Below are 23,868 nucleotides of genomic sequence, written 5' to 3'. Positions count from 1 at the left end.
TGTCTTGACCGTTGAAACCCAGACCGGACCGCTGCCTTTTTACCTGCGTCCCGCAGGGTTGATCCTGATCGTCGGGCTGCTGACGGCGCTGAAGATATTTGCCGCCGCCAACTCCCATTTTGTCGAGGATGAAGCCTATTACCGGCTCTGGGGGCTGTCTCCGGCCCTGAGCTACTATGATCATCCGCCGATGATCGGCTGGTGGATCGGCATCGGCCAGGCGCTGTTCGGCGACACTGTCTTTGCAGTGCGCGCACTTGTCATCGCATCCGGAGTGATCGGGTCCCTGGCCTTGTGGCGCACGGCGTCGCTGCTATTCGGACGCACGGCGGCTGCCTGGTCCGTGCTGTTCCTGAACGCCAGCCTGCTGGTTGGCATCGGCGGCATTCTGGCAACGCCTGACGCACCTTCGGTGCTGTTCTGGGGACTTACCCTGTGGGCAATGACGGAGCTGTCGGTATCCAAAAACGCCAACTGGTGGTTCATGGTCGGGCTTATGGCCGGCTGCGGGCTGCTTGCCAAATATTCGGTGCTTTTTCTGGGTGCGGGCATCGTGCTCTGGCTGGTCTGGGTGCCCGATGCGCGGCGCTGGTGGCGTTGCTGGCAGCTCTGGGCCGGCGGTCTGCTTGCGCTGCTCTGCTTTTCGCCCGTTCTTTACTGGAACCATGCCCATGAGTGGGTGAGCTTCTACAAGCAGTTCGGCCGGGCTGGCACCGGGGGATACACGGCAAGATATGTTCCGGAGTTCCTTGGGGGCCTGATTGGCCTCATGAATCCGCTGATTGCCATCTTGGCGGCCGCCGGTTCCGTCAGGCTTTTCAAGGGGCTGCGAGCAAGGGAAAATGCCGCGTCCCTCCTGCTTCTGACCGTTTTGCCGTTCCTCTTCTACCTCGTCTATCATTCGCTGCATGCGCGGGTGCAGGCCAACTGGCCGGCACCGCTGTTCCCGGCCTTCGCCATGATGGCGGCTGTGTTCGTCACGAGCAGGCCTGCCGGTTCGGCTTTCTGGCGGCGTCTGGCGCAAGCCGGGGTCGCCCTGGGGCTTGCCGTTGCCCTGGTGGTTCAACTGCATGCGGTCTGGCCGGTAACGGGCGCTTTCGCCCGCAAGGACCCGACCTTCCAGTTGCGCGGCTGGCCCGAGATCGGAAGGGACGTGAAAACCCTGGCCGAACGGGAAGGGGCCGGTTTCGTGGTAACCACCAGCTACGGCCTCAACGGCCAGCTCGACTTCCTGCTGAAGAACGATCTGCCAGTGTTTCAGCTCACCGAGCGTATCCGCTACGTCATGCTGGACGAACCTGACATGTCGCTGTTCGATGGCCCGGGGCTGTATGTTGCTGAAAAACGCCGCAACCGGGAAAGCGACCTGCGACAGTCCTTCACCACCGTCGAGGAAGTCGGAGAGCTGACGCGCAAGGTCAAAGACGTGCCGCTGGAAAAGCTTGTCGTCTACAAGGTCGATGGCCGTATCGGTCCGGTGTTCGAGCCTGTTGACACCAATTGATCCGCGAGAACTCAACAACCGACTTGATTTGCTTGGCCATATGCCGCAGGGATGTGGCGTAATATTCACGGTATCCGGTCCGCCTGCGGAATTTCATGAAGCGAATTACACTTGGAGCGTTGGACTATGGCCTGGCCTTCGGGGTCGACCGCGCCTTGCGTGACCTTGTGGAGCGCGGGCGTCTCAGCGCACTCGGGGCCATGGTTGCCACCGAATTGTGGCCGCGTGAATTCCGTCCGCTTCAGGAAACCGCCGAAAAGGTTGGCAAGCGCGCCCTGTTCGGCGTGACGCTGGCCTTCAGCGGCGACCGTGTGTCGCCCGTCAGCGCCCGCATGCAGGAAATCTACGGCGACCGAATGTTCACCCGTGAGCAACTGCAGCGTCGCGCCTTGCTGCGTCTTCTGCCCGACCAGCTTCTTCAGGAGGAAGCCCAGGCGCAGCTTGCCCGTTACAGCGTGTTGATGAAACGCCCGCCGGATTTCGTGGCGGTGCGCGAGGGGCTTCTGGAACGCACGTCCCTGGCGCGGATCGTAGTGAAGGCGATCGAGCACGCAGGTTACGGCGAGCCGCCTTTGTTGATTTCGCCGGTGCAGTCAGGCCTCAAGGCGATCCGGTTGGCCCGTCTTGCAAAGGCGCATGGGCTCAAGCTTCTGCCGAAGGCCGATCCCCTGCCGGAAACAGACGACCAGGAAAAGCTACACACTCTTTTGCACAATCACTTTGACGGCATGAGCGATCTAAGCTTTGTTGCAGCTATTCCGGGCCGCTCGGATGACCGTCTGCGGCGGGACGAGTCGCGCCGGAAGATTGCGATACGCGAATGTCAGTATGAGGTTCTCTCCAGCCAGAGGTTCTTTCACACGCTGGAGAAAAAAGACGTTTTTCTGAACTGAAATCGATGGTTTGCTCAGGTACAGGCGGCCGAAGCTTGTTACATTTGGTTTTGGCCGGGGCACGCCAGGAAAAGACTGCAACGAAAAAACGGCCCTGCGGGGAACAGGGCCGTTTTTCGTGGAGGTCGGGAAGAGGGGAGGGGCGACCCCGCTTCCATGTCCTTAGATATAGGGTTATTTTGCTGGAATGCACGTGATGGGTATCACAGGTTTACATTAAATTTTGGAAATTCGCGGGCATCAGCGCGTTTGGCAGGGGGAAGGTGTGGCGGAAATCAAGGATTTTTTAAAAAATAGCTTTTCACTCGAAGGGCTTGATCCGGAATTGGCAGTTGGTCTTTCGCGCCTTGCAAGGCCGATGAAAATATCGGCTGGCACCATTCTCTTCGAAAATGGCGATCCCGGAAACGGCTGTTATGCGGTCCTGGAGGGGTCGCTGAAGGTGGCGCTTCTGTCTGTGGAGGGCGATGAGCAATTGCTTGCGGTTCTCGGCCCGGGCGATCTCGTCGGCGAACTGGCTCTGCTTGACGGGCGTCCGCGATCGGCCACGGTGATTGCTTTGAAAGAAGCTCAGCTCGCCTTTATCGACAAGGCCGCCTTCCAGCGCTTTGCCGACGAAAACCCGGCTGTCTACCGGCACATGTTGTCGATTGTCGGAAAGCGGCTGCGCCATGCCAATGACGTGCTGGCCGCACGGTCGTTCCTGCCCTTGCCGGGACGGGTCGCGCAGACCCTGCTGCAATTGGCGGAAACCTTCGGCAAGCCGCTCGACGATGGCCGTTTGCTGATCCACTACAAGCTCAGCCAGGCCGATATCGCCAACATGGCAGGCGCGGCGCGTGAAAATGTCAGCCGCGTCCTCAACGACTGGAAACGGGCTGGCACGATCAGCCGGATTTCCGGTTACTACTGCCTGGAACAGATGGACTTCCTGGAGAAAGCCTCGACGCTTTAGGAAAAGCGCCGCGGCCTTCGACAGAACAGGACTTACCGAGGCAAGTGATTGAAGGCCGTGCCGCCTTCAGGACGCTTCACGCTGTGACTTGAGCCATACATGCCTTGCGGGAGGGAGTGCGGGATCGCTTTACCGGCGCAGGTGAAATCATGCGCTTGGGTCTACAGGCAGTGCCATTTGCGTTCCTGCAAGGATCGAGGCCAGCGTCTCGGTGTTGAGGCTGGCGAGAAAGGCTTCCGATGCCCGTGCCATCGCACCTTTCAGGGCACATCGCGGCAGGAAGGCGCAGATTGTGGATTCGGGCTTCAGGCAGGCAACGACACCCAGGTCCGGTTCGATCAGCCGCACAACGTCCCCCAGCCGGATCGTGTCTGGCGACTTGGCCAGCCGGATGCCGCCGCCACGTCCTCGTGTCGTCTCCAGGTAACCGCCCTTGGCGAGATGGGCGACGATTTTCATCACGTGCGATTTAGCGAGCCCAAGCTGCTTTGACAGCTTGTCGACGGTCTGCGGATCCTCCGACTGGCCGGTGGCCATCAGGATTCTCAAGGCAAAATCGCTGGCCTGACTGAGGCGCATGACTGGGTCTCTTTAAACATTCATCTTATATGTTGATTTTAGCGTGTTGCTGTGTCATTTAAAAGATGCATATGAAATGAATGTTATGGAGGCGGCTATGGAAGCCCCTGACACCAGTACCAACAGGTACAAGCTGAAGAGACGCGAACAGCCGAACAACGGCGACCGCCTCCAACGGTATGAGCAGGTCGACGAACAGGCTATCCACGTGATGGTGCACACCTTTTATGGCTGCATTCGCCAGCATCCGCGATTGGGAGGTATTTTCGAGCGCCGCCTCGCTGGCCGCTGGGAAGAGCATCTGCCGAAAATGGAAGCCTTCTGGCAATCCGTCCTGCTGAAAAACGGCGCCTACAAGGGCAAACCCGTTCCGGCCCACCTGAAGCAGAAAGAACTGGTCAGTTCGGACTATGGCGAATGGCTCAGTGTCTTCCGGCCTGTGATCCGCGAATTGTTCGTGCCGGACCTTGCGGACGAGATTGTCGCCATTGCCGAACGCATTGCGCAGAGCCTGTGGCTGGCGACTTTCGCGACCCCCGGAGCCAATCCGCCTGCCGAGCTGACGTCGCAACCTTCTGAATGGAGCGGATCATGCTGGTAGCGATTGTCCTGATAGCGGAAGCGCTGGTGGTAGTCTGGTTCACCGTCTTCTTGCTGATGCTTGTGTCCATGTACCTGGAGTCGCGCGCCATGCCTCTGCCGAAGCTGGATATCGCCGGGCGCACACTCATCGGCAGCGCGAAACTGGCCTTCATCACGGGCATCGTCGCCCTTGCGGCGATGACGGTCATCGAAATCCAGGCCTTCAACTAGAAAGTCACAGCAATGAATGCGTCCAATCTGCTGCAGCGCGGCCTGCCGATTTTCCTGATCTGGGTCGCGGCCCCCATGCCGCTCTGGATCATGGCAATCCTGATGTTTGTTCTGTGATAACCGGCGTTTTTCTTGGTTCAACAGGATAGGGTGCTGTTCAAACACTTCTATTCTTGCAAACTATGACCTAGTCTTTTTGTAGGAATCAACAGAGGGGCTCAGGCGTGGACGACGACAAGCCGACAGGCGATCTGACATTACGTACCATGGCAATGCCGGCCGATACCAATGCCTCGGGAGATATCTTCGGGGGCTGGGTGTTGTCGCAGATGGATCTGGCAGGCGGTATTTCTGCCGGTCAGCGGGCCGAAGGGCGTGTCGTGACCATCGCGGTCGACAAGATGAAATTCATCCGGCCTGTCCATGTTGGCGACGTGCTGTGTGTCTATGCCCAGGTCGTTCACGTCGGCAATTCGTCAATGGAAATCAAGCTGGAATCCTGGGCCCTGCGCCAGCGCTACGGCCACCGCGAAAAGGTGACCGAAGCGATTTTCACCATGGTGGCTGTCGATGACGACGGCAAGCCGCGCCCGGTCCCCAAGAGGGACTGAGCGTCGCGATCTCACCCGGCTTGGTTCTCCAAAAAACCTCATCCTGAGGAAGCGCGTCAGCGCTGTCTCGAAGGGTGGGCGGCATACTGATGAGCAAGCGGCCCATCCTTCGAGACAGGCCTTCGGCCTTCCTCAGGATGAGGCGAGTTGTTGCAGCATACCTGTATCAACGAAATAGGCACAGTGCAGACATTGAGCACCACACGGGACAGCCCCGTCAGTGTCTGACCATGCCGTGCCGGTTGAGGATATCGGCAAAAAGGTCTTCGTCGACAGCACGCGTGCAGCCGTTCGCCCACAGCTGGAGCAGCGTTTTCAGACGCTCGGTACGGGCTGTCGGCGTTAGCGGCGCCTTGTGCCTGGGCAGGCCGCCCAGAATGCGCAGGGATTTGATCCGCGCCAGCACGCAATCTTCAGCGGCCTGGCACCAGGTATCCGTTGCAGCGAGTTTGGAACTCGCCACCACATGGTTCTCGATCAGATCTGCCGCTCGTCCGGCAAAATGGTCCTGAGACAATAAATCCTCCATCGGTTGCCCGAGGAGGACTGGCGCATGCAAATTAACCGCTTCGTTGCCGGAATACCTCTATTGAGGATCTGACCGGCCGCATCCCTGTTGCGGAAACCACCTTGCCCGGACGGCAGGTTGGCGAGGGCGCCAGCCCTTCTCTTGATGATGGCGGGCTTATGCCACGTCCATTCCGGCTTGGCAAGACCGTCAGTGCATGGCACATCTTCCTGGAAAGACTAGCTCGGGAGCAGGTCGTTGGACCGATCCATTTTGCATCACAGCCGGCCGATAGTGCCGGTTCTGCTCGCCTTTTGCGCCTGCTTCATTGATGTGGTTTGCATTCTTGGACTGTTTCACACGTTCACGGCCTTCATCACCGGCACGCTTGTCGTTTTGTGTACGGAGATGTTTCATCAGGCAGATAACGCGGCGCTGAAAGTGTTCGTGCTCGTGGTCTTCTTTGGCTCAACCCTCTTCTGGTTCGCTTCCGTCACGAGACTTGTTCAGAAAAACAGGATCGCCGTCCGGCATCTGTTCGCTCTTGAAGCGATCCTCGTCGCTCTCTTCATGCTTGTCGCAGGCCTTGGCGATCCAGCCGCCAGCGGTCCGTTATCCGCCGTTACCCTGACAGCAGTCGGCTTTTCGACCGTGGCCATGTCGCTGCAGAACGTGATCATGCTGACGCTGCTCAACAGGCATGTTCCGACAACGGTCATGACCGGCAACACACTCAAGCTGGTGCTTGGCATTGCCGACTATTTTACGCACCCCGAAACCCGCTCCGGCAGCCGGTCGCTGATCCGTCATCAGACGCTGGTGCTGTCCGCTTTTGCGGCTGGAGGTCTTCTGGCGAGTTTTCTGATGACGATCCTGAGTTTCTGGGCGCTCGCGATACCCGTTGCCCTGCTGATGCTGCTGGCGGTCGTTCAGCCGCCACATGAGGCGCAGGCTGCCTGATTCTGGAGCGCCGCCCGCAGCAGGGCTTCAGCCGTCCATCTGTCTCTGTCCGGTGTTGCTTACCCCTGGCGAAGCCTGTCGTAATCAACGCGGCCATCAACGAGATGGATCCGCCGGTCCATCCGGTCTGCAAGCTCAAGGTCGTGGGTGACGGCAACAACGGTTGTCCGTTCGCTCTTCACGATGTTCTGCAGGCTTTCAAACACCTGTTCTGTCGATGCGCTGTCGAGACTCCCGGTCGGCTCATCCGCCAGGATCAGCGCTGGCGAATTGGCAAGCGCACGGGCAACGGCCACGCGCTGGCGCTGCCCCCCGGAAAGCTGTTCCGGGCGGCGGTGCAGAAAGTCTGCCAGACCAAGCGCCGCCAGAAGCTCCGTTGCATGATCAAGCTGTGCCCTCGGGCTGCGTTTGCCGAGCCGCTGCATCGGGTTCATCACGTTTTCCAGCGCGGTAAACTCGGGCAGCAGAAAGTGAAACTGGAAAACAAAACCAAGCTTTTCCAGGCGGAGATGCGCCATCTCGGCAGACGTCAGCGCATGGGTGGGCAAGCCGTCTATCCGGACTTCGCCTGAAGTGGGCCGGTCCAGAAGGCCAAGCAGGTACAGAAGCGAGGATTTGCCGGACCCGGATGGGCCGGTTATCGCCACAAACTCCGCTTCCCCCACCTGAAAGCTGACATCCTGCACCAGGGTCACCGGCACGATGGCAGGCAAAATGCGGGTGAGGTTGCTGGCCTCCAGCAGAACGCGACCGGCAGTCGCCAGTTGGTCCGGGGCAGGGGTCATGTCGCCCCGCGAATGATGTCGACAGGGTTGAGCCGGGCGGCTTTCCGGGCGGGGATATATCCGGCGATCCCGGAAGAAAACAGCGCCAGCAGGCAGGCGATGGCATAGTGCAGGGCGGAGAAATAGATCGGCAGGTGGGTCATTTCCACGTCCTGGGAAAACTCGAACTTGACCGAGGCCAGATAACTCGACAGGCCGAACCCAAGCGCCGAACCTGCGAGCGCGCCCAATATCCCGATCACCAGCCCCTCAAGCACGAAGATCTGTTGAATGTCGCCCTCCGGAAATCCGAGCGACTTCAGGATCGCGATGTCGCGCGCCTTTTCGTGCACGATCGTCGAAACGATGTTGAAGATACCGAAGCCGGCAACGACCAGAATGGCCCCGACAACCGTATACATGATCACATTGCGCACGAAGAAGGCCTCCATCAGCCCCTCGTTGGCCTCCTCCCAGGAAACCGCCTTATAGCCGAGCTGCCGTTCCGCCCGGGCGGCGACCTCGTTGGCGTCGCCGATGGCATTGAGATGAATGGCAATCGAATTGATGACATCGGGCTTTTCCAGAAGGATCTGCACCGCCTTCAACGGTGCATAGGCAAGGCCTTCGTCGCTGGTGGTGATGCCGCTGTGGAACAGGCCGACGATCTTGAAACGCTTGGCGACTCCGTTGGCCGATGTCAGCGTCACCGTATCGCCCAGCTCCGCCCCCAGCCGTTCAGCGGCCTTGTCGCCGATAACGAGCCCGTTGGATGTCGTGTCCAGATCCTCGAAGGCCCCCTCGCGCATGTCTTCGCCGATTTTGGAGACGGTCAGTTCGCGCCTGGGTTCAACGCCGATCAGCGTCATGCCGATGTCCTGTCCGGCATACCGCAGCACCGCCTGTCCGCTCAGGCGCTGCGCCATCGCGCCGTTGACCCAGTCGCGCAGCGAGGCAAGCGCTTCGGTCGGGTTGCGGATGCCGCGAAGGTCTTCCTTCGGTCTGAGGCCATGATAGGCAACGGCATCGTAGACGGCGCTGGCCGGTTGCTGCGCAGGCGCGCGCTGCTCGTCAAGGATCTCCACATGGGGAATGGCATCGATCAGCGTTGCCGTGAAATCCCGCTGGGACCCTTCCATGAGGCTGGCCATCGCCACCGAAAATCCGACGCCGAGGGCAACACCAAGCGTCGAGACGATGGTTTGGCGCAAGCGGTTTCGAATGTGGGTGGAGGCGATGCGCAGGAGAAGCATTATTGACCGTCCCCGGGCACCGGTCTGACCTTCTGTCCTTCCACCAGATCGGTGTCGTAGGGAAAAACGACCCTTGTGTCTGCCGTGACGCCACTCAGCACTTCCGTGGCGCGTGTGCCCGTGATCCCGGTTTCGACCGTCAGCGGAACAACCTTGTTTTCCGCGTCCAGCGTCAGCAGTTTCGAGCCGTCAAAGGCAGCAGCAGGCAGCAGCAGGGCATCTTCTTTTTCGGCCGTAATGATATTGATTTCGGCAGTCATGCCGATGCGCAGCGGTGTATCTTCCGGCAGGTCGAGATAGACCCGGTAATTCTTCAGCACCGGATCGCCCTTTGGCGTGATGCTGGCAACTTCCGCTGTCAGTTCCTTGTCGGGAAAGGCATCGGCGCGGATGAGCGCCTTGTGACCCTTGGCGACCTTGGGAATGTCCTCTTCGTTGACGTCCGCCACCAGTTGAAGCGGAGACGGCTGACCGATCCAGAACAGGATTTCACCGGGCTCCGCAACTTCTCCCACCGACCCGTCGGCCCGCAGCACCATGCCGTCCATGGGGGCAACGATGACGTAGTCGCGCAGGCGCTCTTTCTGGGCTGCCGTCGTGGCGTTGATGCGGATCAGCTCATTCTGGGCCTTGTCGTAAACCTGCTGGCTGACGACCCGCCGCTCGAGCAGTTGCAGGGCACGTTCCTTGTCGGATTGCGCCAGCTCCTGGCGTGCCTCCAGCTCGGCGAGTGTCGCACGGGCGTCGCCGCTGTCGAGTTCCGCTAGCTGGTCGCCCTTCTTGACCTGATCGCCCTCGCAGCCGCACAGCGATACGATGCGCTCCCGGATGATGCTGGTGACCTTCGCCCATCGCACAGGCTCAACGACGGCTGTGGCATAGACCACTTCCGCCGCCCGTCCGGTCGCCGGCATGACCGTGTGGACTTCAGCCGGTTTCTTGAGCCACCAAAACGTACCGGCGGCGATACCTGCGATCAGCAGGACGAATATCAATAGTTTCAAAAAGCGCATGGCACACCCTTGGCGGATCTACCGCCACATTACCGCCTGGGGCGGGGGATGCCATGGCCTGGATCAAATCTGGATGCGCGCGCTGCAAGACTTGCCGGATGGGCCGTCGAATGTCAGTTCAGGGAGAGGGCCTAGAGGGATCAGTAATGAGGCGGCTTTTCGATCTGATGGCCGGGCAGAACGTTGTCCATCAGTTCCGTGACCTGATCCGTCATATTGGTGACGAGCCGGTTGAGACGGTCGAGTTGCCGTCCCTGATCGAAGACGACGGTGTTGAGCTCATCGATGGTATTGAGCGCATGGGTGAGATCGATTTCAAGCTTCTCGATCCGGGCTTCCTTGTCGTCCGCCATGGGCGTCTCCTGCGTCTTTTTGGGGCAGCCAGTCTTCTGTCGCGCGCCCGGTGTCTGTTGAGGCAGATATATTGCGGTAACGGCAAAACACCAACTGTCATCATCAGTTGACTGTCTGTTTTAAACGGGTGGAGCTGCCCTATATCGAGGCGTACTCCCGAAAGGGGCTGGTACCTGAACATGACTCAAGAGGGCTATATGACTGACCTGAACGACTTCGAGATCTCCCGCAAATGGCCTGCAAAACATGCTGACCGCATTCAGCTCTATTCATTGCCGACGCCCAACGGCATCAAGGTGTCTGCCATGCTGGAGGAGACAGGCCTGCCATATGAACCGCATCTGGTCGATTTCGGCAGCAAGGATCAGCTGAGCCCGGAGTTTCTGTCGCTCAATCCGAACAACAAGATCCCCGCTATCATCGATCCGATCGGCCCTGGCGGCAAGCCGCTTCCATTATGGGAATCCGGAGCGATCCTGATTTATCTGGCGGAAAAGTCCGGCAAGTTCCTGCCGCAGGATCCGGCAAGGCGCGCTGAAACGCTTCAATGGCTGATGTGGCAGATGGGCGGTCTTGGACCGATGGCGGGGCAACTCGGCTTCTTTCATAAGTTCGCCGGCCGTGAGTACGAGGACCGCCGCCCGTTCGAACGGTACCGCGACGAAACAAAACGTCTGCTCGGCATTCTGGACCGGCAACTTGAGGGGCGTGAGTTCATTGTAGGAAGCGAATACACGATCGCCGACATGGCCTGTTGGCCCTGGGCGCGCAACATCAATGGGTTTTATGAGGCCGGCGAGGTGACAGACTTCGCATCCTTTGAGAATGTCGTTCGCTGGGTCGACACTTGCATGAAACGCCCGGCGAGCCGGAAGGCAGTCGACATTCCTTCCTGACGCCGCGGACCGGTGTTCATCTCTCAGCCCAGGAAGAAGACCGATGTCAGCAGCGCAACCAGCAGAATGATGACCGCTAAGAGCCGCCATATCGTGCCATATTTGGAACGCGGCGGAACCTGGGACTCAAGGTCCTGGTCGGTCTGAGCCTCCTGAGCGATCGTCCTGTTGAGCTCGTCAACGTTTTCAAAACGTTCTGAAGCTGCCTGTCTCGCATCCTGTGCCATAGGTCTCTCCGTGTTTCCGTTCATAAGGAAAACCGGCTGAGAGAGCTTAGGTTCCGAAATGAGTAACACACGGTCGCGGACGGAAGCTGCGGCCAAGAAAAAAGGGCGGTCCGAAGACCGCCCTTTCGTAAAGCTGTTGAGCTTTGGGCTTCTTAGAAGCCCATGCCGCACCCCGTGCCGCAAAGCGGCACAAAGGCGAGATGGTGGGCGGCAAACAAAAAGGGCGGTCCGAAGACCGCCTTTTCGTAAAGCTGTTGAGCTTTGGGCTTCTTGGAAGCCCATGCCGCACCCCGTGCCGCAAAGCGGCACAAAGGCGAGATGATGGGCGGCAAACAAAAAGGGCGGTCCGAAGACCGCCCTTTCGATAAAGCTTTTGAGCTTTGGGCTTCTTAGAAGCCCATGCCGCCCATACCGCCCATGTCGCCGCCCGGCATTGCCGGTGCAGAGTCTTTCTTCGGCAGTTCAGCAACCATGGCTTCGGTGGTGATCAGCAGACCAGCGACGGAAGCTGCGTCCTGCAGAGCAGTACGGACAACCTTGGTCGGGTCGATGATGCCAGCTTCGATCATGTTGACGAACTTTTCGGTCTGAGCGTTGAAACCGAAGGTCGGATCGTCGTTTTCCTGGATCTTGCCAACAACGATGGAGCCTTCGACACCAGCGTTTTCAGCGATCTGACGGATCGGAGCTTCCAGAGCGCGCAGGACGATCTTGATACCGGCCATAATGTCGGAGTTGTCGGAAGCAAGGCCTTCGACAGCCTTCTTGGCGCGCAGCAGAGCGGTACCACCACCTGCAACGATGCCTTCTTCAACCGCAGCGCGGGTTGCGTTCAGCGCATCGTCGACGCGGTCTTTCTTTTCCTTCACTTCGATTTCGGTCGCACCGCCAACGCGGATCACGGCAACGCCGCCTGCGAGCTTTGCAAGACGCTCCTGGAGCTTCTCACGGTCGTAATCGGAAGTGGTTTCTTCGATCTGAGCCTTGATCTGGGAAACGCGGCCGCTGATGTCGTCCTTGGAACCTGCACCGTCAACGATGGTGGTGGTTTCCTTGGTGATGGAGACCTTCTCGGCGGTGCCGAGCATGTCCAGCGTAACGTTTTCAAGCTTGATGCCGAGATCTTCGGAGATCACGGTACCGCCGGTCAGGATCGCGATGTCTTCGAGCATTGCCTTGCGGCGATCACCGAAGCCCGGAGCCTTCACAGCAGCGATTTTCAGGCCGCCACGCAGCTTGTTGACGACGAGCGTAGCAAGAGCTTCGCCTTCGACGTCTTCAGCGATGATGAGCAGCGGACGGGAAGACTGAACAACAGCTTCCAGGATCGGCAGCATGGCCTGCAGGTTGGAGAGTTTCTTCTCGTGCAGCAGGATGTACGGCTTTTCCAGGTCAGCCAGCATCTTGTCGGCATTGGTGACGAAGTACGGGGACAGGTAGCCGCGGTCGAACTGCATGCCTTCAACGACTTCGAGTTCGGTTTCGAGGGACTTTGCTTCCTCGACCGTGATCACGCCTTCGTTGCCGACTTTCTGCATGGCTTCGGCAATGTCCTTGCCGACCTGCTCGTCGCCGTTTGCGGAGATCGTGCCGACCTGTGCAACTTCGCTGGAGGTGGTGATCGGCTTGGAAGCGGCAGTCAGAGCCTTGACGGCTTCTGCAGCAGCGAGATCAACGCCGCGCTTCAGGTCCATCGGGTTCATGCCGGCTGCAACAGCCTTGGCGCCTTCCTTGACGATGGACTGAGCCAGAACGGTTGCCGTGGTGGTACCGTCGCCAGCGATGTCGTTGGTCTTGGAAGCCACTTCACGCACCATCTGGGCGCCCATGTTTTCGAACTTGTCTTCCAGTTCGATTTCCTTGGCAACCGAGACACCGTCCTTGGTGATGCGCGGTGCGCCGAAGGACTTGTCGAGAACGACGTTACGGCCTTTCGGGCCGAGGGTTACCTTGACGGCATTTGCGAGTGTGTCCACGCCGCGCAGCATGCGTTCGCGAGCGTCGGAACCAAATTTTACTTCTTTAGAAGACATGTGATCGTCTCACTTATTCTGGAATGTGAATTGAGATCAGAAGCGGTTCGCGAGTGGTTACGCGATCACGCCCATGATGTCGGATTCCTTCATGATCAGGAGGTCTTCACCGTCGATCTTGACTTCGGTGCCGGACCACTTGCCGAAGAGAACGCGGTCGCCTGCCTTGACATCGAGAGCGACGATTTCGCCGTTGTCCTTGCGGGCACCGGAGCCGACTGCGATGATTTCGCCTTCCTGCGGCTTTTCCTTGGCGGAGTCCGGAATGATGATGCCGCCAGCAGTCTTTTCTTCAGAATCTACGCGGCGTACGACGACACGGTCGTGCAGTGGACGAAATGCCATAACACTGTTTCCTCTCATGAGCGCGCCCCACGCAATAGGCAGCGCGCGAGACATGAACAATTGGGTTGCGTTGCACGGAAGGACGTTGCCTCCCGCCACCAATTAGCACTCCTTAACAGCGAGTGCTAACAGCGCCATGGATTTATGTAGCTGAGGTCAGATTGTCAATGCTTTGTGACGAGAATTTATCGCAATCGGTCTCGATGCGCCCGAGGTCTACTCAACAGATATGCCCGGCGAAATTATGACGAAACCTGCGTTGCTTCCTGAACGTCGTTCAATTCGAAGCGGAAACGCTGAAGGGGAGGGTAACGGCGCTCGTTGCCCCACCGATTTCATCGGTGAAACGCGTTTCGAGCTGGTAGTCGCCAGCCGGCAGGCCGCTGAACTGGAATGTGAGGGCGGCAGAGAGTTCGCGCTGCTTGGAGCGGCCGCTACCGGAGAAGGTCGCGAAGTTTTCCTGTTCCGCAAGCACCTGGCCGGTTTTGGTCAAAAGCCTGTAGTCAGCTGTCAGCTCGTAGGCAAAACCGCCTTCGGTTTCCCGAAAGCCGTATCCCACCGGTTCCGCATAGACGTTAAGCGCGTCTCCGTCAGAAAAGACGGCATCACCGCGTGGCGTATAGTGTCCGTACCCGCTGCTCGGACCGTCAGAGAAAACTGCGACCATAAAAGCGAGATCGGCATCCGACCATGCCTGGTCGTAGGCGGCCAGCGCATTCTTGAAAGCTTCTGAAGGGGGAGCGGGAGACTGGGCCTGCGCGGACACCAGCCCCGCAGATACGCCTGTTGCGATCACTGCAGCGGACAGCATCCGCCTCAAAACACGACTTCCCACCAGCATCATCCGTTTCCCCGCACGCCTTTAAATCTTGTCTTTTTCAGCGATTTTTGCCGATATAAACCGACTTGTCCGATTAAACAAGGCAATGTGTGCGGCGCGGTAAACGCCGGATTTCAAGACGCGCAACACGTTATCCGCGAAACAAGAAAACCCGATTGCGGTCAAGGCCTCGCCGATGCCGGGCCTTACATGCTGCGCGCCGTCCAGGACTGGCGCTTGCGGTAGATCGTGGAAGGGCTGATTTCGAGGGCTGCGGCGGCCATCGCAATGTTGCCGTCGAAGGCGTCAAGGGCGTCTTCGATAATGCGCCTCTCCTGTGCCCACAGCGGCTCGATGGCTCCGAACGGCCGGGCTGGCGGCGGCGCCGCGCGCGAACGTTCGCGGGACAGGTCTATCAGCGTGCCCGGCCGGCTGCTCTGGTCGCGAATGACCATCGGCAGCATGTCGTAGGTGACCGCGGCTCCATCGTTCATGACGACGATCTGCCGGACCGTGTTCTCGAGCTGGCGCACGTTGCCTGGCCAGGGGTAGGAGACGATCCGCGCTTCCGCGTCCGCGTCGAACCCTCTGAAACCGCGCCGTTCTTCGGCTGAATAGCGCTCCAGGAACGTTTCCGCGAGTGGCAGGATATCGTCGCGGCGTTCCCTGAGAGGCGGCAGATGGATCGGCAGGACGTGCAGGCGGTAGTAGAGATCTTCTCGGAAACGCCCGGCGGAAATCTCCTGAACCGGGTTACGATTGGTGGCGCAGATGATGCGCGCGTCTACCTTGCGGGTGTGTGTGTCGCCAAGGCGCTGGAAAGTTCCCGTCTGCAGGAAGCGCAACAGCTTGCTCTGCAGGAGAAGGTCCATTTCGCCGATCTCGTCCAGGAACAGCGTTCCGCCATGGGCCTGCTCGGCCGCACCTTCGCGGTTGTCCGTTGCTCCGGTAAAGGCGCCGCGTACATACCCGAAAATTTCACTTTCGATGAGGTCCCGCGGAATCGCGGCGCAGTTCAAGGTCACGAACCGGTTCGAGCGCCGTTCGGACAGGTCATGCACCGCAGCGGCACACAGCTCCTTGCCGGTCCCGGATTCACCGGTAATGAAAACCGGGGCCTGGGAAGGCGCCATGCGCGCGATCTGATCGTGAATGTCGCGCATCTTGGAGGAGGCGCCCACAAGCCGGTTCGTTCCGGACGTTTCCGGTCTGGCAGGAGCTGTCCGGGCCGGAGGCGCGGAAAACTCTGCCAATGAAACGGCAGGCTGCACGGACTGCGGCGCTGCGGGAGCAGCCGGCTGAACGGGCCTGCGCTGTTTCAACTGGAAGGAGATCTTGGAGGCAAGTGCATCGAGCGAGAAAGGCTTGGTCAGGAAATCATGCGCACCGGCGCGCATGGCACTGACGGCCCTGGAGACCGACCCTTTGGCCGACACCGCGATGATGACTGCCTTGGGGCAGCGGACCGCATAGGCTTCCAGAGCTTCGTCACCGCCGATGGTTTCCAGATCGATGATCAGGATGTCGGTGGTCTTGTCTGCAAGGTCTTGCAGACAGGAAGAGGATTCCGTGTACAGGATGGGGTCCGTACAGGCATGAGACAGCTTGGCGCAAACCGCAGATGTGCGGGCGGCCTCGGAGGCCGTTGCGTCAAGTACGCGTACTACTACAGGCAGTTCTTTGCCCTCATTACTCCCCATTGCTGGGTAACTCCCATCGCTGGATACGTGTCAATCGAGTATCGAAAGATTCGTCAATTTGATAATTCTCCGAACAGGGTAAACAAAGCGTTGTCAGATGGTGCAATTTGCAGTCGATCTTCGGCTTCGGCACAGAAAAGGGCCGAAATCAGTAAAATAATCCACTGAAGGTGGTCGTTTGCGAGGGGCGGGAGAACGCTCACCCCTTAGAAATCAAAGCTTGCCTGCAAGATATCCTGCCAGAAAACTCGCCAGACAGAGGGCGAACACGAGCCGTGGAGCAACGGGATTGGCCAATCCACCCTGCAGCTTGCGGTAGAGACCCGACGCGGTCGTCCGGTTTCGCGCATGTGCTTCGGCCTGGAAAGGGGGCGCCGTTGGCTGGGAGGCGTAATAGCCCTCGCTGGCTCCCGGAGCGTCACCTGTTTCAAGGTGCTGTTGAGCCATCGCCTCCAAAGCGGGGTGTCTTCCCGCAGGATCACTATCAGCCTTGTCTTTGGTGGAGAGGTCTGCAGAACAATCCGGCAGCTCTTTCCCTTTCGCCGAATGGAACTCCGGTGCGTAGCTGCCTTTCGGAATGGTTATGCGCACAGCAACGTCGGCGCCGGAACCAGCATAGTATTTTTCAAGGCGGCGCCGCAGCCGGGCAGCCTCGACACGAACAATCGGGTCGGTCACCGGATTGAAGTCTTCCGGCCGTCCAAGCGCTTCAACCGCGATGGTATAACCCTTGATCTTTTCCTGTTGCCTGTTCAGCGTGGCATGCACGACAAAGCCCAGGAAGGCCCGCAGTTGGGGCGCTGACTGGAATTCAGGGCTATTCAGGGTGTCGATGAGGGCAGCTTGTATTTGTTCTTCGCACGTAATCCGGACCGGGGCAGCCGTGCGGGCAGCGGCTTCTCCGGTCGCAACGGAAAGAGGCGCGTCCGGCGCGGAGTGTTCCTTTGCAGGCTGGTCGGTTTTCGCATCCGGCGAAGTACCGCGCGGTGCCCGGAATGCCGTTTGTTCGGCTGCATGCATATCAGCCCCCTGCAAGACGTATTGGTGATCGGTTGCGAAAAGTGCCCTTACGTAAGGTTAGACGAAGTGTTCCTGATTGCAAAGGACAAAGAGTGAAAGTAGCGTTGCCGCAGAGGGCTGTTGGTTGTAAGCCGTCTCCGATACACCGAACGCTGCGGCAGGTCCGAAATCACCAAAATTACGTGATGCATCAACCATAGTCGGGGACAAGTCACCGATTCCAGACCGCAAGGCGGTTGTAGATTCGGCCATGTATGCTTCTTAAGGCATGATTAACCAGTAACTTTTGATTCGCGTTGGAACTTTCGAATACCATGGGGCGGACAGGGACCATATTTGTAGCTATTTGCATGGCCGTGATCGCGCTGTCCTCTGCGACAGTCCTGATCTTCCAGTTCGGACGGCCGTTCGGCGAAGCTGTTTCCCTGTCGCTTGCGCTCATGTGCACCATGATCCTGATCCATCTGCTGATCGGGCGCGCGCGCGACCGTGGCGCCGTCAGCGAGGCGGTGGACCGTCTTGAAGAACGCATGGCGGATCTGGACGAGGATGTCGGCAATATCGAAGGCAGGCTCACGGGTATGGAGCACACCATGCCGCGCCGGACCCGCGCCGAAATCGATCCGCTGTTTGCCGAAGTCGAGGTTCTGGGAACCCTGGTCAAGCAAATGGCCGAGGCCATGTCGGATCTGGAGGCGAGGGTAGAGGACCAGCAGGCCATCGCCCCGCCGCCACAGATGCCCAGCCTGCCGCGCTACCAGCAGCCACAGCAACCTTATCAGGACGAAAGCCGGCCTTCTTCCTATCAGGGGCCGCAAAACTGGCCGCCTGTGCAGCAGCCGGCCCCGGCCCCTGCACCGCAGCGCCAGCAGCGGGCTCCGGCTCCGGCCGCGGCACCATCCTATGCTCAGGCGCCTGACGCGGGCATGCAGGACCCTTATGCTTCTACTGCCGCGCCCGGGCGGGACATGAACGACTTCGAGCGTCGCTATGGCGTTCAAACACCGCGCCTTGGCGACAAACTTGGTCATGTTTACGCCGACGAGCAGCCGGTTCATCACGAGCAGGATTTTTCGTTCGATCCACCCGAGCAACCTGAACAGCGTCCTCCAGAGCGCACCGCACCGGTAGAAAAGCCCAGGCCGAACATGGCCATGCGCGAACTGATCACGTCGGCGCTCAACGCCAATCGTGTGGAACTGCACCTGCAGCCGATCGTGTCATTGCCGCAGCGCCAGGTGAAATTCTATGAAGCCTTCACCCGCTTGCGGGACAATGGCGGCAATCTGATTGAAGCTTCAGCCTTTGTTCCGGAAGCGGTGCTCTCCGGCCAGATCGCGCGGATCGACAATCTGCTGCTGTTCCGTTCCATACAGGTTGTTCGCAGGCTGACCTCGCGCAATCGCAACGCCATCCTGTTCTGCAATATCTCGTCGCAGTCGCTTGTCGACGAAACCTTCTTCCCGGGCTTCCTGGAATTCGTGAAGGCCAATCAGGATCTGGCGGATGTCCTGGTGTTCGAATTCTCCCAGAACGATGTCGCTCAGATGGGCGCAATGGAACTGGAGAGCCTGAGTTCGCTGTTTGAAGCCGGGTTCCGCTTCTCTGTCGATCAGATCGTCGACATGAAGATGGATTTCAATTCGCTGGCCGGCCGCGGGTTCAAATACGGCAAGCTGCACGCCGACTATCTCATCGGCCGCCGTGAGGCCAAGCATGGCCACATCCATCCGTCCGACTTTGGCGACCTCTTGCACCGCTATGGCATGCAGTTGATCACCGATCACGTCGAAACGGAGTCCCAGGTGCTGGAACTGCTGGACTATGACGTGAAGCTTGCCCAGGGCAACCTGTTCTCACCGCCGCGCCCGGTGCGGGCTGAAGTGCTCCAGGGCGCACCTGCGCCCGGCCCGAGGCGGTCTGCTGCGGGCTGAACCACTCGCGGCTCGCGTCAGCTGAACCCAAATCTACCCAATAGATGACAACGCCCGCGCTCCGAGGCCGCTGCTTTCTATCGTGAGCGGTCGCTTCAGGGAAAAGAGCAGGCTGCCCAGGGCTTTCCCGTCAGCCTTTCCGCCGCCGTCTTCACAGGGTTCGGTATTGCCCCCGGAATAGGTGGATCGCAATGGTCCCTCGGAATTGTGCCTGATGCCGTGAACACCGCCGCAGGCCTTGCCCGGCAACGGATCTCGTGTCCGATTTGCGCCCCGCAGCCTTGAAACCGAAAACGCCCCGGTCTGAGCCGGGGCGTTTGTCATTGAAGCATGTTGCAGGAGACGCAGCGTTATCCCTGCTTGGGGCCAACCGTCACGACGGTGGGTGACTTGTCCGCCAGAAGGCGTTTGGCAACCCTTTTGACGTCATCCAGCGTTACCGCGTCGATCTCGCTGTTGCGGCGGTCGAAATAGTCGATCCCCAGCCCGGCGTCCTGCAGCGCGACCAACTGACGGGCGATCTTTCCGGAGCTGTCGAAGCGCAAGGGATAAGAGCCGGTCAGATACTGTTTGGCAGACTGCAGTTCGTCTTCGCTCGGCCCGGTCTCGGCCATCCGCTGGATCTGTTCCAGCATGATCTTCACCGTCTCATCCGCCCTGTCCGCCTTGGTTGCGGCGTTGCCGATCAGAAGACCCGTGTGCGCATAGGGTGAGAGTGAGGTTCCCGCGCCGTAGGAAAGTCCGCGTTTTTCACGCACTTCCTCATACATCCACGAGGTGAAAGTCCCGCCGCCCAGGATATGGTTCATCACATAGGCAGCCTGGTAATCCGGATCGTCGCGGGTCAGACCCGGCAGACCGAGCAGGATCGTGGTTTGTGGAACGGCCAGTTGCTGGTTCACCTCTGTCCCGAATTCCGGTTCGATATCGGCAATCTCGGTGAGTTGACCTTCCTCCGGCAGTGGGGCGAAAACCTTGTCCAGAACGCGGGAAAGGGTTTCAGCATCGATTGCGCCGACAACGCCGATGATCAGTCCCTTGCGGGCAAGAAGCTTGTTCTGCTGGCTTTCAAGATCATCCGACGTCAGGCCGCCCAATGTCTCGGCGGTGCCGAGTGTCGGCCGGGCGTAGGGATGATCGCCGAACATCGTTTCGGCGAGGGACCTGCCGGCTATCGCGCTAGGATCGCTTTCATTGCGTCTTGCGCTTTGCGAAAGCTGGTCTTTCATTCGTTCAACCGGCGTTTCGTCGAAACGGGGCTGGTTGACGGCCAGCGCCAGAAGGTCGCTTGCTTCTTCAAGGGTCGGCGTCAGAGTGCGCAAGCTGCCGTAGAACCGGTCCTTGCCGGTGTTGAAGCTGATGCTGACGGCCAGCTCTTCCAATTTGGACTGAAAGGTCTCGGAATCCATGTCGCCCGCACCTTCGTCAAGCGTGGCGGCAAGCAGGCGTGTCAGGCCTTCCTTGCCGGCCGGGTCCTGTGCGGAGCCGCCATCAAACGAAAAGTTGAGCGCGATAATGGGCACGGTGTGGTCTTCCACCAGCCAGGCCGTGACGCCTTTCGGGCTGGTGACTTCCTGGATTTCGACAGCCTCCGCCAGCTTCATCATGCCAAGCAGGGCTACGAGCGACAGGGCGAATGCGGAAACGGGACCGCGCATTGCGAGGAAAGAGTGTGCCATGATCAGGACTTGTCCTTCATCTGGGGCGCATCGGTTAGGGCGGCGTCAGGCACGACCGGCGGTTCCATACGCAATTCGCCGGTCACCGGCATGCTGGCGAGATAGGTGCGTGCCGCATCAACAACGTCTTCAGGCGTGACGGCCTGCACCTGAGACGGCCAGGTCTGAACATCCTCGAGCGTTTGCCCGGTGGTCAGGGCGCCGCCAAACAGGCGTGCCAGACCGGACTGGCTGTCCTGGGCATAGATCGCGCTGGCGATCATGCTATTGCGGGCCCGTGCGACTTCGTCTTCAGTGACGCCCGTTTCTATCAGCTTTTTCAGTTCGACCTCGATAAGGCGTTCCATGTCCTCCAGCGTGTAGCCCGGCCGCGGCACGGCGTAGACGCCGAAGCGGCCATTGTCGAGGCTGTTGCCCTGATAGTAGGCCCCGGCGCTCAGGGCGGCTTCCTGATCGAGGACCAGCGCTTTATGCAGTCGACTGGAGGGACCCTCACCGAGAATATACGACAGGATGTCGAGCGCCTCGGGAGTACGGCCTTCGCCGGTGGTCTGGCTCGGCACAATCCAGGTCTGCGACAGGGACTCCTGACGCACGCGCGGGTCGGAAACGGCTATGCGTCTTTCGCCCGAAAGCGGCGGTTCGGCCGGGCGAATGCGTTCACCGGGTTCGGCGCGTCGGGCAACCTTGCCGTAGGTTTCCTCAGCCAGTTTGTGAACCGCATCCACATCCACATCGCCGGCGATCACCACCACCGCGTTGTTGGGCGTGTAGAAGCGATTATAGAACGCAATTGCGGCTTCCTTGTTGAGTGCTTCGATTTCGCTCTGCCATCCGATGACGGGAGAACCGTAAGGGTGGTTGACGAACGTGATGGAATTGAGGGCTTCCTGCAGACGTGAACCAGGTTCGCTGTCGACCCGCATGCGCCGTTCTTCCAGAACCACGTCCCGTTCCGGCGTCACCACGTCGTCGGTCAGCACAAGGTTTTCCATCCGGTCCGCTTCCAGCGCCATCATCAGCGGCAGGTGCTGCTTGGCGACCTTCTGGAAATAGGCGGTGTAATCCGTGCTGGTGAAGGCGTTTTCCTGGCCGCCGCGATCCGCAACTATTTTGGAGAATTCGCCATCTGGATGGTCATGCGTGCCCTTGAACATCAAATGTTCGAGAAAATGCGCGACGCCGGACTGGCCTTCCGGTTCATCGGCGGAGCCGGCCTTGTACCAGATCATGTGGGTGACCACCGGTGCACGGCGATCCGGGATCACCACCACCTGCAAGCCGTTGTCCAGCGTGAAGCTTTCAAGGTTCGGGGCAATCGTCAGATTTCCAGTGGCTGCCGGGGCGGATAAGGCGGTTGCCGGAACCAGAGCCGTGCCACCGGCAAGCAGGAGCGCAGGCATTAGCACCAGGCCGATGGAACGCTTCAACCGCCGCACGGGGGAGGTCGCGGCGAGTTTCGAGGGGGATGGGTTCACATGCAACTCCCGTTCTTTGTCTTTCAGTCAGCATGCGCTTCAACAAGGGCAGGGAAAAGCGCAAGGCCGGACAATTTCAAGGTGGCCAACAAAAAAGACCTCCGGACCTACCTGCATATAGGAGGTGTGGTCCGGAGGTCCCGTTACATTTTTGTCATTTGACGCGTGAGCGAAGGTCCGCTCAACGATCGGTCATTTACAGAAAGCCTGATCGCCTTCCAGGCAACGCGGATCGAGCGGCTTGGCACTGTACTCGTCGTAATTGGTCGGCTTGCCCTTTTTCTTCACGACTTCAGGCAATGGTGCATCTGGCGACGGCGTGCTGTAGCCGGTGGGCGGGTCGGTCAGATAGCGACGCGATGACAGGCCGTTCTGTTCGATACCGGCCTGCTGGGACCGCAATTTCTGCAAGCGCTCCCATTCGGCTTTCTGCTCCGCACGGGTCAGCTTGCCACCTTCGGTGACTTCGTTGAAACGTCGCTCTGCTTCCAGGTCGCGGGTCTGGCCGGTCGCACCGGTAATCTTGAACCCGCGCGCCTGTTCCGGCGTCAGTTTATCGCTGTTCATGCTGCCGGCCTTGCCGGAACTGGCATAAATTTCCTTCAGCTTGGTCAGCTCTTCGTTCTCGCGCTGATCAGGCCAGTTCTTATCGTTCACGCCGGCGACATTGGTCTCCGGCTCAGGCAGGCTTGTCGGCTCCGCGGGCATGGCAAGGGGCGCACGGGGTTTGTATTCGATCGGCTTTTCGTTCGGATCGACAGCGCCAAGGCCTTTCATGACCGAATTGACAAGGGCGACATCCGGTGCCTGGCTCGTGCCATCTGCCGCCTGGCACGCGGCCAAGCCGGCCAGAAGCACCAGCACTGCAGAATTCTTTACAAACCCAACTAACGTCCGCACTGCGCAGACCCCTCGATTTCTCATAAAAAACAGCCGGCAGCACTCCGCCCGCGATCAGTCTTAGCTCAGCCTAAACCACTATTTTACGGCTGAATTAGGACCAATTCGAAAACTGTCATACAGGAGAGCGACGACGCCCGCAACGATCCACACATCCGCCATGTTGAACACGTACCAGGAGAACGTGCCGACATGGAAATGGACGAAATCGACCACGGCGCCAAAGGCCAGTCTGTCGATGCCGTTGCCGATCGCTCCGCTGATGACAAGCGCCAGCGCGAGCGCCAACAGGCGCGACTGGCAACGCGCCGACCAGATCCACAGGCCGATGGTGACCGCAACCGTCAAGCCGGCCAGAAGCCAGCGCCCCAGTTCGGTGTTCTGCTGGAACAGGCCATAGGAAATGCCGCGGTTCCAGACCAGCACGAATTCCAGAAACGGCAGAAGATCAACCGGTCCGTTGTGGCGAAGATCGAAGCCGTAGAGAAGCCAGAGCTTGCTGATCTGGTCGATGGCAACGCCCATCAGCACGATCAGCAGCACGAAGCTGCTGAAACGGCCCCAGAGGAGGGGCCGTTTCGTATCTTTGGAAGATGTTTCCTGAGGTGTCATCGTGACCGGAAACCCTG

25 protein-coding genes and 1 riboswitch are annotated in these 23,868 nt (G+C 59.4%); of the genes, 9 read left to right on the top strand and 16 right to left on the bottom strand.

Annotated features, from left to right (window positions below; genetic code table 11):
- Window positions 1–4 precede the first annotated feature (4 nt).
- The 3 genes from FMN63_RS16925 (at window position 5) to FMN63_RS16915 (ending at window position 3,352) form a co-directional block, all read left to right on the top strand.
- Window positions 5–1,504, top strand: a complete 1,500-nt coding sequence (locus FMN63_RS16925) for an ArnT family glycosyltransferase (RefSeq protein ID WP_162855045.1) — start codon at window positions 5–7, stop codon at window positions 1,502–1,504.
- A gap of 95 nt (window positions 1,505–1,599) precedes the next feature.
- Window positions 1,600–2,397: a ChbG/HpnK family deacetylase gene (locus FMN63_RS16920; protein ID WP_162855044.1), complete on the top strand. Its 798-nt coding sequence runs from the start codon at window positions 1,600–1,602 to the stop codon at window positions 2,395–2,397.
- A gap of 358 nt (window positions 2,398–2,755) precedes the next feature.
- Window positions 2,756–3,352, top strand: coding sequence for a Crp/Fnr family transcriptional regulator (locus FMN63_RS16915; protein WP_209001155.1), 597 nt, complete (start codon window positions 2,756–2,758; stop codon window positions 3,350–3,352).
- A 147-nt stretch (window positions 3,353–3,499) separates the two neighbouring features.
- Here the strand turns inward: FMN63_RS16915 and FMN63_RS16910 are convergent, their stop codons facing one another.
- A complete protein-coding gene (locus tag FMN63_RS16910; RefSeq protein WP_148585272.1) occupies window positions 3,500–3,931 on the bottom strand; it encodes an RrF2 family transcriptional regulator in 432 nt (143 codons plus the stop codon).
- A 97-nt stretch (window positions 3,932–4,028) separates the two neighbouring features.
- On the opposite strand from FMN63_RS16910, the gene FMN63_RS16905 reads away from it, so the two are divergent.
- The 3 genes from FMN63_RS16905 (at window position 4,029) to yciA (ending at window position 5,355) form a co-directional block, all read left to right on the top strand.
- Window positions 4,029–4,532: a group III truncated hemoglobin gene (locus tag FMN63_RS16905; RefSeq protein WP_209001154.1), complete on the top strand. Its 504-nt coding sequence runs from the start codon at window positions 4,029–4,031 to the stop codon at window positions 4,530–4,532.
- Complete coding sequence (locus FMN63_RS16900; protein ID WP_148585271.1) at window positions 4,523–4,744, top strand: hypothetical protein; 222 nt, start codon at window positions 4,523–4,525, stop codon at window positions 4,742–4,744. Before FMN63_RS16905 ends, FMN63_RS16900 begins: the two co-directional genes overlap by 10 nt.
- A gap of 224 nt (window positions 4,745–4,968) precedes the next feature.
- Window positions 4,969–5,355 carry an acyl-CoA thioester hydrolase YciA gene (gene yciA / locus FMN63_RS16895; protein WP_148585270.1) on the top strand — a complete coding sequence of 129 codons (387 nt, stop codon included), beginning with the start codon at window positions 4,969–4,971 and terminating at the stop codon, window positions 5,353–5,355.
- A gap of 217 nt (window positions 5,356–5,572) precedes the next feature.
- Here yciA and FMN63_RS16890 read toward each other — a convergent pair whose 3' ends face one another.
- The gene (locus FMN63_RS16890; protein WP_148585269.1) at window positions 5,573–5,872 is read right to left on the bottom strand and encodes a hypothetical protein; all 300 of its coding nucleotides are present in this window, start codon (window positions 5,870–5,872) and stop codon (window positions 5,573–5,575) included.
- Window positions 5,873–5,913: 41 nt separating this feature from the next.
- A riboswitch (SAM-I-IV-variant riboswitch) is annotated at window positions 5,914–6,037 on the bottom strand.
- Between the two features lie 84 nt (window positions 6,038–6,121).
- Between FMN63_RS16890 and FMN63_RS16885 the strand changes: the two genes are divergently transcribed.
- On the top strand, window positions 6,122–6,823 hold the full coding sequence (locus FMN63_RS16885; protein ID WP_148585268.1) for a YoaK family protein: 702 nt from the start codon (window positions 6,122–6,124) through the stop codon (window positions 6,821–6,823).
- 59 nt (window positions 6,824–6,882) lie between these two features.
- Here FMN63_RS16885 and FMN63_RS16880 read toward each other — a convergent pair whose 3' ends face one another.
- From FMN63_RS16880 to FMN63_RS16865, 4 genes are all read right to left on the bottom strand, one after another.
- Entirely contained in the window at window positions 6,883–7,608 is a 726-nt protein-coding gene (locus FMN63_RS16880; protein ID WP_148585267.1) for an ABC transporter ATP-binding protein, read from the bottom strand.
- Complete coding sequence (locus FMN63_RS16875; protein WP_162530073.1) at window positions 7,605–8,843, bottom strand: ABC transporter permease; 1,239 nt, start codon at window positions 8,841–8,843, stop codon at window positions 7,605–7,607. The genes FMN63_RS16880 and FMN63_RS16875 overlap by 4 nt, the downstream gene beginning before the upstream one ends.
- Window positions 8,840–9,853: an efflux RND transporter periplasmic adaptor subunit gene (locus FMN63_RS16870; RefSeq protein ID WP_148585265.1), complete on the bottom strand. Its 1,014-nt coding sequence runs from the start codon at window positions 9,851–9,853 to the stop codon at window positions 8,840–8,842. Before FMN63_RS16870 ends, FMN63_RS16875 begins: the two co-directional genes overlap by 4 nt.
- A gap of 140 nt (window positions 9,854–9,993) precedes the next feature.
- Window positions 9,994–10,206 (bottom strand): SlyX family protein, encoded by a 213-nt coding sequence (locus FMN63_RS16865; RefSeq protein ID WP_148585264.1) that lies wholly within the window; start codon window positions 10,204–10,206, stop codon window positions 9,994–9,996.
- A gap of 198 nt (window positions 10,207–10,404) precedes the next feature.
- Here FMN63_RS16865 and FMN63_RS16860 point away from each other — a divergent pair, with 198 nt between their 5' ends.
- Window positions 10,405–11,103, top strand: a complete 699-nt coding sequence (locus tag FMN63_RS16860; protein WP_148585263.1) for a glutathione S-transferase N-terminal domain-containing protein — start codon at window positions 10,405–10,407, stop codon at window positions 11,101–11,103.
- A 23-nt stretch (window positions 11,104–11,126) separates the two neighbouring features.
- On the opposite strand, the gene FMN63_RS16855 is transcribed toward FMN63_RS16860, so the two are convergent.
- From FMN63_RS16855 to FMN63_RS16830, 6 genes are all read right to left on the bottom strand, one after another.
- Complete coding sequence (locus FMN63_RS16855) at window positions 11,127–11,330, bottom strand: hypothetical protein (RefSeq protein ID WP_148585262.1); 204 nt, start codon at window positions 11,328–11,330, stop codon at window positions 11,127–11,129.
- A 389-nt stretch (window positions 11,331–11,719) separates the two neighbouring features.
- The gene (gene groL, locus FMN63_RS16850; RefSeq protein WP_148585261.1) at window positions 11,720–13,363 is read right to left on the bottom strand and encodes a chaperonin GroEL; all 1,644 of its coding nucleotides are present in this window, start codon (window positions 13,361–13,363) and stop codon (window positions 11,720–11,722) included.
- Between the two features lie 57 nt (window positions 13,364–13,420).
- Complete coding sequence (groES, locus tag FMN63_RS16845) at window positions 13,421–13,708, bottom strand: co-chaperone GroES (RefSeq protein ID WP_148585260.1); 288 nt, start codon at window positions 13,706–13,708, stop codon at window positions 13,421–13,423.
- 277 nt (window positions 13,709–13,985) lie between these two features.
- Window positions 13,986–14,549, bottom strand: a complete 564-nt coding sequence (locus FMN63_RS16840; protein WP_148585259.1) for a hypothetical protein — start codon at window positions 14,547–14,549, stop codon at window positions 13,986–13,988.
- A 185-nt stretch (window positions 14,550–14,734) separates the two neighbouring features.
- The gene (locus tag FMN63_RS16835) at window positions 14,735–16,228 is read right to left on the bottom strand and encodes a sigma-54-dependent transcriptional regulator (RefSeq protein ID WP_148585258.1); all 1,494 of its coding nucleotides are present in this window, start codon (window positions 16,226–16,228) and stop codon (window positions 14,735–14,737) included.
- A 213-nt stretch (window positions 16,229–16,441) separates the two neighbouring features.
- The gene (locus FMN63_RS16830; RefSeq protein WP_148585257.1) at window positions 16,442–17,248 is read right to left on the bottom strand and encodes a hypothetical protein; all 807 of its coding nucleotides are present in this window, start codon (window positions 17,246–17,248) and stop codon (window positions 16,442–16,444) included.
- A gap of 350 nt (window positions 17,249–17,598) precedes the next feature.
- Here FMN63_RS16830 and FMN63_RS16825 point away from each other — a divergent pair, with 350 nt between their 5' ends.
- Window positions 17,599–19,182 (top strand): EAL domain-containing protein, encoded by a 1,584-nt coding sequence (locus tag FMN63_RS16825; protein ID WP_148585256.1) that lies wholly within the window; start codon window positions 17,599–17,601, stop codon window positions 19,180–19,182.
- Between the two features lie 350 nt (window positions 19,183–19,532).
- Here the strand turns inward: FMN63_RS16825 and FMN63_RS16820 are convergent, their stop codons facing one another.
- The 4 genes from FMN63_RS16820 to lspA all read right to left on the bottom strand — a co-directional run bounded on the left by FMN63_RS16820 (window position 19,533) and on the right by lspA (window position 23,851).
- Window positions 19,533–20,861, bottom strand: a complete 1,329-nt coding sequence (locus FMN63_RS16820; RefSeq protein WP_209001153.1) for a M16 family metallopeptidase — start codon at window positions 20,859–20,861, stop codon at window positions 19,533–19,535.
- Window positions 20,862–20,863: 2 nt separating this feature from the next.
- Window positions 20,864–22,264 carry a M16 family metallopeptidase gene (locus FMN63_RS16815; protein ID WP_209001210.1) on the bottom strand — a complete coding sequence of 467 codons (1,401 nt, stop codon included), beginning with the start codon at window positions 22,262–22,264 and terminating at the stop codon, window positions 20,864–20,866.
- A 267-nt stretch (window positions 22,265–22,531) separates the two neighbouring features.
- On the bottom strand, window positions 22,532–23,239 hold the full coding sequence (locus FMN63_RS16810) for a hypothetical protein (protein WP_148585255.1): 708 nt from the start codon (window positions 23,237–23,239) through the stop codon (window positions 22,532–22,534).
- 78 nt (window positions 23,240–23,317) lie between these two features.
- The gene (gene lspA / locus FMN63_RS16805) at window positions 23,318–23,851 is read right to left on the bottom strand and encodes a signal peptidase II (protein ID WP_148585254.1); all 534 of its coding nucleotides are present in this window, start codon (window positions 23,849–23,851) and stop codon (window positions 23,318–23,320) included.
- Between the last annotated feature and the right edge of the window lie 17 nt (window positions 23,852–23,868).

Source organism: Stappia sp. BW2 (assembly GCF_008107695.1).
Classification (GTDB): domain Bacteria; phylum Pseudomonadota; class Alphaproteobacteria; order Rhizobiales; family Stappiaceae; genus Roseibium.
This window is presented reverse-complemented; position numbering and strand designations above follow the sequence as displayed.